Source organism: Alteromonas sp. MB-3u-76, from assembly GCF_002831605.1.
Classification (GTDB): Bacteria; Pseudomonadota; Gammaproteobacteria; order Enterobacterales; family Alteromonadaceae; genus Alteromonas; species Alteromonas hispanica.
Window position 1 is genome coordinate 1,504,949 of the sequence record NZ_CP025115.1, and the last position, 13,988, is coordinate 1,518,936.

Genomic DNA, 13,988 nt, shown 5'->3' on the forward strand with positions numbered 1-13,988 from the left:
TTGGCATCTATTTTTGCTTCTTAGGGAGTTTTAACTAAAAATACTAAATAGACCAATTGCCACCGCCAAACCAATTAGTGGCACTACTACCGTCAATGCCCCCACTGACCAGTAAGCAGCCTGATGGGTTTCGTGACATATTGCCCTAATGGTAGTGACCACGTACCCATTGTGTGGCAATGAATCTAACGCGCCTGAAGAAATAGAGACAATTCGGTGCAGCTGCTCTGGCTCAACACCTTGGTCTAAATAGTGAGGTGCAACAAGGGGGAGGGCGATGGCCTGTCCGCCAGATGCACTTCCTGTTAACCCCGCAATAACGCTAACAGCAATGGCCGCTCCAATTAACTCATTACCAGGGATTTGAGTCATTAGCGCCACGGTTTGCTGAAACGCGTCGGTATTTTTTGCAATCGAACCAAAGCCAACCACCGCGGCAGTATTGCCGATGGCAATAAGTGCACCTGTTGTGCCGGCGTTTATAGCCATCGACAAACTATGGAAGTATTTAAAGTTAATCGCCAGTAAACACAATACGCCACCGCCAAGCGCTAAAATCAGTGCTAGCTGTGCTAGTTCCTCGTGAAATAAGAACGAGATAACTAACACCACGACTAACGGCAGAATTCCGGTAAAGGGATGGGGTAAATCTCGTTCCCGAATTTCCGGATCGGTATCTCTTGCCACGAAAACCTCACCGTTGTTCACGGCTTTTCGAATCATTTTTGCTAGCCACCAGTAGCCAAAAATAGCCATTAAAATGGCAACAACTAAGCTCACTTCCCAAGCAGCAAAAGGAGACGTACCCAGATATTTAATTGGGATCCAATTTTGAATTTCCGGAGAGCCAGCCGATGTCATGGTAAAAGTTACCGAGCCAAAGGCCATCGCTGCGGGAATAAACCGTCTCGGAAGGTTGGCATCTTTAAATAAGCTTACCGCCATGGGATAAACGGAAAACGCTACGACGAACACGCTCACACCGCCATAAGTCAAAATAGCGCATGCTAACACTACGGCGAGTACTGCTTGTTTGTAGCCAATTTTCGAGATTATCCATCGAGATACCGAATCAGCGGCCCCTGTATCTTCCATGAATTTGCCAAAAAGCGCTCCCAGCAAAAACATAAAAAACCAAGACGCAATGAAACCTGAGAAACCACTCATGTAGGTTTCTACAAAGTTTACATCACCGGTAAAAACCGCGATGTTATTGGTTAGCGCAACCACAAGGGCACACAAAGGGGCGGCGATAAACAGGTTCATCCCACGAATTGTTAATACAATAAGTAGCAGAAGCCCGCCTACCAAGCCAATCATACTTAACATAGTTATTTTCCTTTAAAAATCTGTGACCGCAGATATTCCAAAGCAGTTAAGTCGATTGCAGATTCACTAACCGACTTGCTTTTGCGCAAGTTTATTGTCAACAAATCTAACGTGTTCAAATTACACATAAAGTTTGACGTTACTTTGGCAAAAAGCCCATAGTACGATGGTACTACATACTGTTAACAATTAATTAACTAAAGTAATTCGTGACCGTAGGCAATACATCAAGCAGTGAACAACACTTAAAACAATAAAGGACTTACTATGTCACTTACTACACACACCAAGCGTCATGCGCCAAGCGCAGTCACTCGTCACAGTCTTTGCGCGATTGCGGTTGCTGCAGGTTTATGCGCAGCTCCTGCTTGGGCGCAGCAAAACAATACAAACGAGAATGCAGAAAAAGAAAAAGGCAAGTTAGAGCGCATCGAAGTTACTGCGCGTAGAACCGTAGAGTCGCTTCAAGAAACTCCGGTGGCAATCACCTCGGTTGGCGCTGTAGAGCTTGGCGAGAAAGGCATTAGCGTTTTAACTGAACTTCAGCAATTTTCACCAAATACAACCTTGCAAACCAGCCGAGGAACCAACAATACGCTTACCGCTTTTATCCGCGGTTTAGGACAACAAGATCCGCTATGGGGCTATGAGCCTGGCGTAGGGATTTATGTAGACGATGTCTATATTGCGCGGCCACAAGGTGCAGTGCTTGACTTACTTAACGTGCAACGTATTGAAGTATTACGTGGGCCGCAAGGCACGCTCTACGGCAAGAACACCATTGGTGGTGCCGTGAAATACGTCACGAAAGAAATGAGTGGCGACACAGAGATGAATGTTGAGGCTACGGTAGGTAGTTACAATCAGCGTGATATTAGGTTAATTGGCCAAGTGCCTCTTGTTGAAGATACCGTATATTTAGGGGTGGGCTACGCTAACTTAAATCGTGACGGATTCGGCGAGTACTTACTCAGCGCTCTGCCTAATCAAGATAAAGAAAACTACAACAAAGATTTATGGGCCGCTAGATTGTCGCTGGAAGTTCACGCCAGCGAAGATTTGTTCTTCCGCTTTGGTTGGGACAAAACCGAAGATACGTCTAATGCCCGCGGTGGTTATCGCTTATTGCCTAGCTTGTTAACCGATGCGCCTGTTCCCGATTCAAAATTTGACTCATACACGAGCTTGCCAACATGGAACAAGGTTGAATTAGAAGGCTATAACTGGTTAGCACGCTACAACGTAAATGAACATTTAGAGCTTAAATACATTGGCTCGTATCGCGAGAGTTATTCACCCACCAACATCGATTTCGATAATACACCACTGCCCATTTTCGATGTGCCTGCGGAGTATGATGACAATAATACGACCCATGAACTGCAAGCCAACTACATGGGCGCTGATTTCGATATAGTCTCAGGTCTTTATTTTTACGATGGCGAAAGCTGCGGTAATTTCGATGCCATTTTAGGCGTGCTGGGGCAGTCTCTGGGCGCACCCGGACTCACCCGTGAGGTAACTGGGTGCAACAATTCAGAGAGCTATGCAGCTTATGCTCAACTTAATTATAACGTGAGCGATAAACTCTCGCTCTCCTTTTGGTGCGAGATACACAGACGAAGAAAAAACAGCCTTTGTAAATAATGGATTGGTGTTTGACAACGTATACCCTTACTCAGATTGGATTGACGGCTATGTGCGTCCAGAAGGGCAACTGGTTCCTCAGGTGTTAGGTACTGATACCGATGGCGACGGCGTTTTAGATGCACCTGCAGTGCAAAGCTGGTCGAGATTTACGCCTAGGGTTGGCGTTGAATATCAAATGGACGAAAGCATGATGTTTTTCGCCAGTTACTCTCAGGGCTTTAAATCAGGAACGTTTAATCCTCGTGCACAAATTAACGAGCCAGGTGTAAACCCAGAAGTGGTTGATAGTTTCGAATTGGGGATGAAAAGCGACTTAAGTGATACATTGCGCCTAAATGTGACCTTGTTCTCATATGACCATAAAGACAGACAATATATTGGTGTAGAAGGTGATTTGTCTGACCCCACAGCGCTTGATCAGCGACTTCGCAATGCAGCGGAAACAGCTGCGAAAGGTGCTGAATTAGAGATGACCTGGATTGCGTCAGAAAACCTGCAGTTTGACGCAGCATATGGCTACATCGACTTTGAAATTAAAGAAAATAACGCTATTCCTCCGCTTATTGGTTTGGCAAGTACACCAGAGAATACCTTTAATTTTAACGCTAGCTACTTCTTAGAGACGAGCTTTGGCGACATTACGTTTAACGCAAATTACTACTTCCGTGATGACTATTTACTTTTCGAAACCAGCGACCTTATTCAACAAGACGCCTACGGCATGGTTAACCTAAGTGCGCGTTGGGAAAGTGTAGAAGGCGATTGGTACGGCGGTATACATGTGAAAAACCTCACCGACGAAGAGTATTTAACTGGGGGATATGACTTTGTTACCCGCGACGATGACGGAAACTTCGGTCCCGGGCTAGGAGGCGACACGACGCTAATTGGTTATTATGGCGACCCGAGAACCGTTCATCTAACTCTTGGGTATCGTTTCTAACAAAAAATAAGTCGACGCCTTTACGATAAAAGCCACCCACTATTCGGGTGGTTTTTTGTGGTTATTAATTAAGTACATGGTGTCGTGTTTATGTCATGTTATTATGGTGTTAATGAAGCAGTAGCAAAGGGATGACTTGTGCCTACACGTATTTTGATTGCAGATGATCACCCATTATTTCGAGCAGCAATGTGCCATGCACTCTCCAGCGGCAGCGGCGCAGAGCTTGTTGAAGCGTCGACGTTTCCAGAGACAATGAATATGTTGGCGCAAGATACCACTATTGATGTGGTGTTTTTGGATTTAGGTATGCCTGGAAGTGAGGGCCTTAATGGGCTGTCTGAAGTTCGAGCCGAGTACCCAGACGTGCTGGTGGTGATAGTTACGGCGCAAGACTCGCCCGGTATTGTGCAACGTGCGCTTGCGCTAGGGGCAAGTGGTTTTATACCTAAGTCCGCTTCGGTAGATTGTATTGTAGACGCTGTAAATACGGTGCTTGAGGGTGAGACATGGCTGCCCGCCCATATTGATTTGTCAGCAGACGGTAACGACTCCCTAGATGACTTTGGCGCTCGATTGAGCCAGCTTACGCCCCATCAATTAAAAGTGTTGAGAATGGTGGCAGATGGCTTGTTGAATAAACAAATTGCTTACGAATTAGCTATTTCAGAATCGACCGTAAAACAGCACGTCTCTGCGGTGTTAAAAAAACTGGGTGTGATAAATAGAACCAAAGCGGGTATTGCGTTTAAAAACGCTATGCGAACAGAGTAATAAATCAATAGCGGCTAGCCCATAGCCATTCAGTATCACGTAGCTATGTCTCAGGAAACATGTCTCAGGAAATATGTCTCAGGAAATATATCTTAAGAAAACAGCTTAAAAAACGGTTTCCACGCAGTCTGCTAATGTTTATTCTAGTTGCAAAGTTTTACTTGCCGCTAAACGCTTTTTTCAAATAAGCATTAAATGCAGGGGCTGCTGCTCGTTTGTCTTTTTCGATTTGTTGGACTTCTGGCATTTCTTTAAGCTGCGCTATAAGTGCTTTACTTCCCAGAGCGTGCTCGTACAAATCAACATCAAACAATTTTTTTGCTACGGGCACGGCAAGATCCATTGTATACAACAGCATGATGTCTGCTGCCGTTAAGCTATCGCCTGCTACATAGGGAGAAAACTCTGCGGCTCGAGCCAATGCTTGGGCACCATTAAACAACGCGCGCTTGACTTCTTTTTTCGTGAGGTCATCTACCGGAACGCCCCAAAAAGCTTCGGTATGACAGCGCCTTGCAGGTAATTCAATATACAATTCAATTAACTTCACGAGCTCTTTAACCTGTGCCCGCTCAAAGGGATTGGTTGGATACAGAGGTTTTTCAGGCGCAACTTCATCGAGATACTCTAAAATAACGTTGGTCTCTACTAGCACCCCATGCTCAGTTTGTAACGCAGGCACTTTGCCTGTTGGACTGATAGCTAAATATTCTGGCGTTTGGTTGGGATATGTCATTACCGGTTCGTAATCTATCCCTTTTAATGCCAGTGCCAGTTTAATCATGTTGTAATAGTTACTTACATCAAAGCCGTACAGTTTAAGCATGTTTCACCCTCCCAAAAAAAGTGTCATTACACTCCTAGTTTATCCACTCATGTGCAACATATATTTATTGATAGTTGACTATCAAAAGTAGTGGTGAGGCGGGGCGTATTCACTTCAAAATATCAAAACACTTGGTTTACAGGCTTAAAACATCTCGATCTCAAGTTCGCTAAGTATTGTCGTGCCTTGTTTGTTTTTGGCAAAATAAAGGTCATATTTGAGGTTGTCGACATACACTTCCCAATAGTCACCCAATGCAAAAATGTTCTCTTCGCCAAAGATTTTTTTCACGTCTTCTTCACTCAGGCCGTAGCGTAAAGGCCCAAATTCCCAATCGATATTTAGCGCTGCGTCTTTGAGAAACGATTCGCTAATAAGCACTTTTCTCAGCATTTTATTGGAATACACTATAGCTAAGCTTTTATCGTAAACATGCAGCGTTTTGCCCTCGTAACCTCTTGATGCAAGTATAGGTTTAAAGGGGATTTGCTCCATGGATATTGGGTCTAGCGTTTCAGAGGCCTGTGTTAAATCAGCGTAGGTCCTAGAATATATCTCTGGCGCCGACTGTATAATTTCAGGATCTATTTTGATTGCTTCATAGCCATAGCCATAGCTAAAACTCTTTGCAACGTAGTGAGTGTCATTATTTTCAACGTGCAGTGTTAACCCTATATCAATAAAGACCATATTCTCTGATTTAATTTGATAGACATATTCGTCAATCAACTTGCCATTAAGTTGCTCCTCAATCGCCTTCAAGCCGTGGCCTCGGCTTACACTTCCATTAACTTGCCAAGACGAAAGTGGCCTATCATCAAATTCAAAATAGTTTATCAGCCCAGCAGATAACCATGCGTTTTCGCTACTGATGGAAAAAACGCTATTGTTGCGCATTACCACCCACAGATTTCGTCCAAAAGCGTATAACGTATCCTGTTTATTCAGTATCAGTTCGGCAGTGGGAGTACCTAATTTTTCAAAAAGTACCGATAAATCGTCACCTACTTTTAAGCCAAAAACACCATTTTCAAAAGACACAGTGGTGTTAGCCAGAGCGGGAGCCTGTATCTGCTTTTTTCCACTTTGTGCTATTTCAGCAAAATCAAAAGTCATATCACGACCTTTAATAACCGTTTTGTACTCGTATGACATGCTGAGTTTTGTCGTGCCTAATAAACGATTTCTCTCAACTCCAATTTTTGCTAGCGGCTCTTTCTTACAGCCACTAATCAAAGCTGCGCCTGAAATTTTATCGCTATTCTCAGAAGATTCAGACGGGGAAGTAGGGGATGATAGTTTTGAAAGCAGTACAATCTGACTCGCTCCCCGCTTTTTAGCAACGTCGCTGGCAGTCTTTTTTAAAGCAGACAATTCGTTTCTGCTATCGCTTAACGAAATCTCTTCAATCGTTTCAAAATCGCAGTCTGGAAAATCGTTTGAAATAGGAATGGCATTAGCAACCTCTTCACCATAACTGTACAAAGGAAGTGTTAAACTCATTAAAAGCGTGCTTAATGTTAACTTCTTCAATGCCTTCATCGTTGCTATCCCTATTGCTTAACCTTGTTACTATCGTTTGTTAACGATTACTATTTTGTGCTTCGCTAAAAACGGGCGCATTATTTCGATAGTTCTTTCTCAATATCCAACAAAGTTTGTTTGTATTTTCTCTGATATTCGTCGTCTGAGAGGACTCGTGTTAAATCGCTTTCTACATTAATAATACGCTTTCGCAGCGTGTAAAAAATGTCGCCTTTCGCACCTCGCATAAAAATCTCGATATTTTTAAGATGGCTTAAGCAGCAACTTTCAAGTGAGCTATTAAATTGCTTTCCCATGTAATCAATCATAGAGCTACTGCCAAGCGATGCACCGCTGACTGGCGCCAAAGGCATATCGTGTACACTTTTTTGAAAGTCTATTGTTGCTCGAAAGGCGGTACGTAACAGCGAGAGAGAAGTTTTTGCTGCTTCCAATTCATATTTTCTCAATTGTGCTTTGAGTTTTTCCGCTTCGGGTGAACTCATTCCAACTATTTTGGCTTTAACAAAAACAGATTCAGCGCTATTGAGTTTTTCCTTTACATAAATCAGTGCATTAATGTCTGATAGAAAATCACCGGTTAGTTTTTCGTTTAGCAATATTCGCGCTTCTTGAACTTGCTCAGAGTGTTGTGCTGTTGCCCTATTGAATCTTCGTTCAGATTCACTTAGTTCTTTTGGGTCGCTGCATGCAAGTAGGGCACTGGCAAGTAACGCGATGAAGAGCAAGCGCAATGATTTAGTCCTTTGTCATATTTGAAATAATTATTAGGTATTAACCTTTTACTCGGTCCTCGAGTGGCTTCAGCTGAGATACTAACCTTAGGTAACAAAGATAACAATTCTTACTCCGCTATCGATTACGTACACCTTTGTTGACATCAAAGGGGGAAAGTTAGCTGAAACTCTCTCAAGCGAGATTGGAGTAAAGAGTTAATCCGCTATGCCCAGCTTTGCGTAGATAAAACAATTAACAAAAGCCAATACATAATGTGAAGTGTAAATTGTGTTATCCAATATAATAAAGCGCTTAAAGACTAGATCGAATAAGCCTGCGCTTATAAAGCAGAAAGAAGAGCAGGCTGTGTCTATTTGGCAGGACACCGGCCAAGTATATTATTTAGAAAACACGGTGAAGCTTACCTACACTTCAAATAGCGGTGTAATGACGTTAGAAAAGCTTTCGCTTAACGAACTTCCCGATGTGATTAACGCTCTTGATGCCATGCCAGCAGGCTCACCGCTTGCGAGAGCGACGGTGGCAGAACAAGATGATGCTTATGTGGTAAGCGTTTGCGGCGTGACATGGCAAAAAAGCCAAGATAGTGTTCGAATTAAAGCTCTGCCCGAGGCTGCGCTTCTGCGCAGTAAAACGCATTGTTTTACAAAGTCGCAGGCAGTGTTTAAGCATGCTTTTTTATTGGAACATGATGACCTGCTAACGCCTTCAGTGGGGAGTAAAAAAGAGGGGGTTTATACTTACAATCGCATATCCATAAAAGAGTTTACTCAACAGTTAGAAAGAGCAAACGAGCGTATTGCGCCGCCTATGCGAAAAGCTATTCCGGTTCATAGTGATAACTTTAAAACCGCATTCACTGAGCATGAGCAGAAAGCTATTGACTTGTTGCTTGGCGATAACATTGATAGTCGAAAAAGCGATAATGCTGAAGACAGAAGCAAGCTGGGTAACGACAACACTGGCAGCAGTACATTTGGTCAATAACAGCAGGCTCATCTCCATATCATGCACTCTATTGAAGAGCGCGTTAACATCAAGAGCGTGCTTTCTTCAGTAGTAGGCTTTCTTCGATAGAAGGCTAGTTCCAAGCGCGTGCTGCCGCCAAACGTGTGCAGACGTACAAAGTGCAAAATATCAGGCGCTCGCAATCTTCGACAGTAAATCTTGTTTCGTTAGGCGTTTATTTAGTGCCTCTACGTGCCTCTCATCCATATTGTTCCAAGCCGTTGGAATTGCATAGTGCTCGTTAAGAAAATGCAAAAATCCCTTGGTTATTTCTGGGTTCCCTTGGCAACGCTCAAGCTGATTGAGCGCTTCAAGTAAGCTGCCTTCAGAATGAATGGGCAGACTGACACCGTCCAATCCATAGCATGCATTGCCCATGGTCATAACCGGCTTATTCAGTAACAATGATTCAATGCCTACCGTTGAATTAATGGTTAATACCGCTTGAGATTTTTCTATCAATTTTTGAGTTTCCCACTGATTCGCAAACACAATTCGTGGGTGTATACCGTGTAAATCATCGTGTCGCTTTTTTTCTGATGGATGCTCTTTGATTACAATATGCAAATGTGGGTTATTAACCTTTTCGATTGCTGTAACAAGATACTCAAACAGCTGCCTCATAGTTTTTATCCACGGCGAGTTGGATATTATCTGGCTGTCTGTCTCTACTTGAAAAGGAACAAAAACATACTGCTCGGGTAGCGAGTGTTCGCGTGCGCCACTGGCTTTTTTAGCGATGGGCTTTCTTGATATCAACTTATTAGGCAGAGGGGCCTCACTGTAGTATTTACGATAAAACTCCCCACTTTTGGGCAGAGAGTTTTTACAATTAACGCCAGACCAATCACATGTTGTTGAATTGGGCAGCAAACCGTTTTCAAAGTAAACAACTTCTTTGCCTAATGCCTTTGCGGCCTCAGCAATGGATGAGCTTGGCAATTTTTGACCATTCCATACGCCTACTACGTCGGCATTTGCGTTACGTATTAGGCTAATACTTTTAACTATGTCTAATTTAAGAATGGTGCGCATCGCGTGTCGATAAAATGTCCACAGAAAAGTGTGCGATATTGCGTTGTACTTTGAAGCCTTCTTCGCTAAATAAGCCTCTAGAAGCTTATCAATATCAATATTTTTTACTTGTTTCAGACCCATCAGATGTGAGGGTAGAAAGGGGTGTTTATTGATCTTTATTACCTGCACATCTAATGAAGTTTGCTGAGCAAAGGCATTGAAGTATTTTATATGAGAGCTTCCCCTTGCAATAAAAACGTATTTTTTATTCTCTCTTTCACAAACTTCTCTGCTATCTGCTGTATCAGTTTGAGCAATTGCGGCTCTTTCGTTCTCAACGTCTATTTTTGCAAAATTGTCTTTTTCAATGGCTGAACTTGGTGTCATAAATACGTCGCAGGTTGCATTTGATATGTATTTTATCGAAGCTCACCGAGAAAACCCCGTGATCAGAACGAAGTGATGTCGCGGGGATGAATCGGTGTCACAACCCCTGCTCTTGAATATATTTTCGTATTGTCTCTGCACTTGCATTTCCTACAGAACACACAAAGTATCCATCAGACCAAAATGTTTTCTCTTTCCAAAATTGGTTTTTGAGATAAGGAAATGATTTCCAGATTTTAATTGTTGTAACTTGTTTAATCCTCCTTGCGTGCTGACCTACTGAATATCGAGTGCCGATTGTAATCACCATATGAATGTGATCCTTGTCTATCTCAACCTCTTCGATCCTAAAGTCAGAAGATAGAGAAACATCGAAAACTGTTTTCTTGACAAACTCACCTAGTCTTCCATTTAGTAAAGGTTTTCTGTATTTAACTACCAGAATTAAATGAAGTGCTATTAGATATTTACAGTGAGATTTAGTCTCATATTCCATCTTGACAATCCGTTCTTATACAGTAGTCTGTACAGTATATGAAAAAGACGCTCAGATACAATTACAGGCTAAATCCTACGCCAGTTCAAGAAGCTAAACTCATTGAGTTTGGCGCTACAGCGCGTGGCATTTGGAATCTGTTGTTGTCTGAAAATAGGCGTCGATATGAATACGATAAAACATTCCTGTTTTACAAAGACATGGCTTCTCTCCTTAAGGAAATAAAGCCATTCGAGGAATTTGAGTGGATTAAAGCGTTTGATTCAGCGGCAGGCCAGCAAGTCGCTCGTGACTTAGAAACGGCGATGAAGAATGCGTTTTCAAAAGGTCGTTTGCAGCGGTTTCCAAAGCATAAAATATCCTACAAGAAAAAGAAGCTTCACAATGACTCGTTCCGAGCTGTCAATAACTCCAATTGCATTCGAATCGAAGATGGTGCTATTAGCATCCCAAAAGTTGGCAAAGTGCCAATCGTTTTGCATCGTGAGTTGGTCAGTAATATTAAAACAGTGACTGTCCAGTATCGTCACGGAAAATGGGAGTGCAGTATCACTCAGGAAGTTGAGTGTAAAACCGCTAAACAAGTATTGGAAACGCTCACTGGCTTTGACATCAACTCAAAACAAACGGTGGTAGGTTCTAACGGTTTTGTGGCCGACAACCCTAAATTTTTAAAACACTCAAAAGAGAAATTAAATCAATTGCAACGCCAGCTTGCTCGCCGAACCAAAGGTTCAAATCGCTGGCAAAAAACAAAACAACGCATCAATAAATTGCACGGCAAAATCTCAAGGCAAAGACTCGACTTTGCGCACAAAGTATCACGACAGATAATCAATGAAACTGATATAGCGTGTTTTGAAGATCTGAATGTAGCAGCGATGCAAAAGTTCAATGGCAGCATGGTTGTTGATAATGTGATGGGGTTAATCACTCAGCTTTCAAAATATAAGGCCGAGCTTGAGGGTAAGCTCTATCACGAAATTGGTCGCTTTGAAAAATCCACTGGGATTTGCTCAGAATGCGGTCAGCGTCATGTATTATCATTGAACGATAGATATTTCACCTGCTTGTCTTGCGGAACATATCAAAACCGCGACCTCTCAGCAGCTAAAAGTATAGCTCGAACAGGTGAATTAGATTTAATTACGGCGGGAATCGTCGCAAAGGTTTTAAAGCCTACATCTCAGCAGAAATATTCCATTAAAATGAAAGTCTTCGAGCTATCGAAGTTGGATTGTGGATCTGAGAAAAGAGAAGCAGCTTAGCTCAAAGCTAGACTGTAGAAGCCCAGTGATCAGAAGCGATGTCGCTGGGTAGTTCACAAACGCTGAATGTTGCTAAAAATTGACAGATGAATAAAAGATCGCAGCTTAAAACAAAAAAGCAGTAAGCAGTATGGTTGAGGGTGATGTTTAAGAAGGTATTTTACAGCGGTAGCGTAGAGGTTTTTTAGACATTCTTTAGCCTTTTGTTAGCCTAATTAAGCATTCAGGTTTCAATTTATTTACATTATTATCACGAGAGCTATGAAATAAAATGAAATTCAAATGAGTTTGTCTACAAAAAACAAACGAGTCAAAAGTGACTCTCAAGCGCCTTTAAAACCTATCGCCTTTGCGTTTTTCTTTCTATATCTATTGTTATCACTTAGTCACTTTTTTTGTTGAGTGAAGACTTCAAATGGACGCTCATTGCACTTTCATCGTTAACCATGGTTGTAAGTTTCGTCTTGATGCGAAAAGCCGATCATATTTCTGCCGACCGTCAGAGCTTTTGGATTTTAATACTTCTCGCGTTCGGAACTATCAATAGTGTTCTGCATTTGTGGCTGTCTCAACTACCAGAACAAACAACCAATATCTTCTTGGTAATTATCGCCTCTGGAATTGTGTTTTCAAATCGTGCCCACTGGGCCTTTTTGATAGTACTGAATTGGCTGGGGTGGATTGTCGTTAATCTCGCTGTCGATATGCCAATGATGATGCACTTTTTCTTCGCATTATTTATGGGAACAATGCTCAGTTGGTTTGCGCACCTAGCCCGGCGAACACTGGTAAGTAAACAGGCGGAATTACTCCAAGAGAGAGATATCGCTGTAGCCCATGAGCGAGAGGCCATAGCCGCGAACGAAGCGAAGAGTGCATTCCTTGCCAACATGAGCCATGAGATACGCACACCCATGAACGGCATCATTGGTATGATTGAAATTATCAGTCGCACGAATTTAAATGATGATCAGAAGCAGTTTATAGCGACAGCAAAACGCAGCGCAGATTCGTTGTTATTTGTTATTAACGACATCTTGGATTTTTCGAAAATTGAAGCGGGAGAGTTAAGACTAGAAAATGTCGAGTTTGAGATAACGCAGTTCATTTTTGATTTGGTGCAGGAGCAAAAGGTTTTAGCAGATAGCAAAGGATTAAAGCTTGACTTGGTTACAAATAACACCAAACAGCTGAATGTAGTCGGCGACCCGTATCGTATGAAGCAAGTGTTCAATAACTTACTGTCTAATGCTGTTAAATTTACTGACCGCGGCGGCGTTACAATTAAATACGATGTGGTGAGTATTGATGACACGCTGCGTTTTAGCACTGAAATACATGATACCGGAATTGGAATTTGCGATTCTGCTATTCCCAGCCTTTTCGACTCATTCTCACAAGCCGATACGTCTACCACGCGAAAGTTTGGCGGTACAGGGCTAGGGCTTGCCATTACCAAGCAGCTTTGTGAACTCATGGGCGGGGACATCGCCATAGAGAGTACGTTGGGTAAAGGCTCTATATTTAAGTTTACTATTCCGCTTAAACCGGCGGAACAAACCGAACCGGGAGACTCAGACGAACACCCTGAGGCCTTGCAACCTGTAATGAACCTATCCGTGTTGTTAGTTGAAGACAATGATATAAACCAAGAAGTAATGCTGGCGATTTTGGAAAATATGGGAGTCAATGTCGGCGCTGCGAACGATGGCCTTGAGGCCATAGATATACTGGAGGCGTCTGACTCTACACACTTCGACCTTATTTTCATGGACTGCCAAATGCCAAACCTCGATGGCTATGAAACTACTCGTAGAATACGTGCAGGTCATACTGGTGAAGCTCTTAGGCAAATTCCTATTGTTGCACTAACGGCTAATGCGATGGATAGTGAAAAACAGAAATGTTTCGATGCGGGCATGAATGACTATCTCACGAAACCGATTGATATTGGTTCGTTAAAAAATACGTTGGCGTTATATCATCGCAACTAATTATGGAACAGCA

The 13,988-nt window shown here is 42.6% G+C and carries 10 protein-coding genes and 1 pseudogene; 5 read left to right on the forward strand and 6 right to left on the reverse strand.

Annotated elements, in window-relative coordinates; all coding sequences use genetic code 11:
• Positions 1-30 precede the first annotated feature (30 nt).
• Positions 31-1,329 (reverse strand): GntP family permease, encoded by a 1,299-nt coding sequence (locus CW735_RS06780; RefSeq protein ID WP_100971407.1) that lies wholly within the window; start codon positions 1,327-1,329, stop codon positions 31-33.
• 267 nt (positions 1,330-1,596) lie between these two features.
• Here CW735_RS06780 and CW735_RS06785 point away from each other — a divergent pair.
• Both CW735_RS06785 and CW735_RS06790 read left to right on the forward strand, forming a co-directional pair.
• A pseudogene (locus CW735_RS06785) lies at positions 1,597-3,922 on the forward strand (TonB-dependent receptor).
• A gap of 138 nt (positions 3,923-4,060) precedes the next feature.
• Positions 4,061-4,696 (forward strand): response regulator transcription factor, encoded by a 636-nt coding sequence (locus CW735_RS06790; RefSeq protein WP_100971409.1) that lies wholly within the window; start codon positions 4,061-4,063, stop codon positions 4,694-4,696.
• Positions 4,697-4,853: 157 nt separating this feature from the next.
• On the opposite strand, the gene CW735_RS06795 is transcribed toward CW735_RS06790, so the two are convergent.
• The 3 genes from CW735_RS06795 to CW735_RS06805 form a co-directional block, all read right to left on the reverse strand.
• The gene (locus CW735_RS06795) at positions 4,854-5,522 is read right to left on the reverse strand and encodes a glutathione S-transferase family protein (RefSeq protein WP_100971411.1); all 669 of its coding nucleotides are present in this window, start codon (positions 5,520-5,522) and stop codon (positions 4,854-4,856) included.
• Positions 5,523-5,666: 144 nt separating this feature from the next.
• The gene (locus CW735_RS06800; RefSeq protein ID WP_071979370.1) at positions 5,667-7,064 is read right to left on the reverse strand and encodes a hypothetical protein; all 1,398 of its coding nucleotides are present in this window, start codon (positions 7,062-7,064) and stop codon (positions 5,667-5,669) included.
• Between the two features lie 80 nt (positions 7,065-7,144).
• Positions 7,145-7,801, reverse strand: coding sequence for a hypothetical protein (locus CW735_RS06805; RefSeq protein WP_100971413.1), 657 nt, complete (start codon positions 7,799-7,801; stop codon positions 7,145-7,147).
• A 271-nt stretch (positions 7,802-8,072) separates the two neighbouring features.
• Here CW735_RS06805 and CW735_RS06810 point away from each other — a divergent pair, with 271 nt between their 5' ends.
• Positions 8,073-8,792 carry a hypothetical protein gene (locus CW735_RS06810; protein ID WP_100971415.1) on the forward strand — a complete coding sequence of 240 codons (720 nt, stop codon included), beginning with the start codon at positions 8,073-8,075 and terminating at the stop codon, positions 8,790-8,792.
• A gap of 150 nt (positions 8,793-8,942) precedes the next feature.
• Here CW735_RS06810 and CW735_RS06815 read toward each other — a convergent pair whose 3' ends face one another.
• Positions 8,943-10,217, reverse strand: coding sequence for a capsular polysaccharide export protein, LipB/KpsS family (locus CW735_RS06815; protein ID WP_100971417.1), 1,275 nt, complete (start codon positions 10,215-10,217; stop codon positions 8,943-8,945).
• A gap of 97 nt (positions 10,218-10,314) precedes the next feature.
• Positions 10,315-10,713 (reverse strand): IS200/IS605 family transposase, encoded by a 399-nt coding sequence (gene tnpA / locus CW735_RS06820; protein ID WP_100971419.1) that lies wholly within the window; start codon positions 10,711-10,713, stop codon positions 10,315-10,317.
• Between the two features lie 38 nt (positions 10,714-10,751).
• Here tnpA and CW735_RS06825 point away from each other — a divergent pair, with 38 nt between their 5' ends.
• The gene (locus tag CW735_RS06825) at positions 10,752-11,981 is read left to right on the forward strand and encodes an RNA-guided endonuclease InsQ/TnpB family protein (RefSeq protein WP_100971421.1); all 1,230 of its coding nucleotides are present in this window, start codon (positions 10,752-10,754) and stop codon (positions 11,979-11,981) included.
• A 467-nt stretch (positions 11,982-12,448) separates the two neighbouring features.
• Positions 12,449-13,975: a response regulator gene (locus tag CW735_RS06830; RefSeq protein WP_232368384.1), complete on the forward strand. Its 1,527-nt coding sequence runs from the start codon at positions 12,449-12,451 to the stop codon at positions 13,973-13,975.
• Positions 13,976-13,988: the final 13 nt, after the last annotated feature.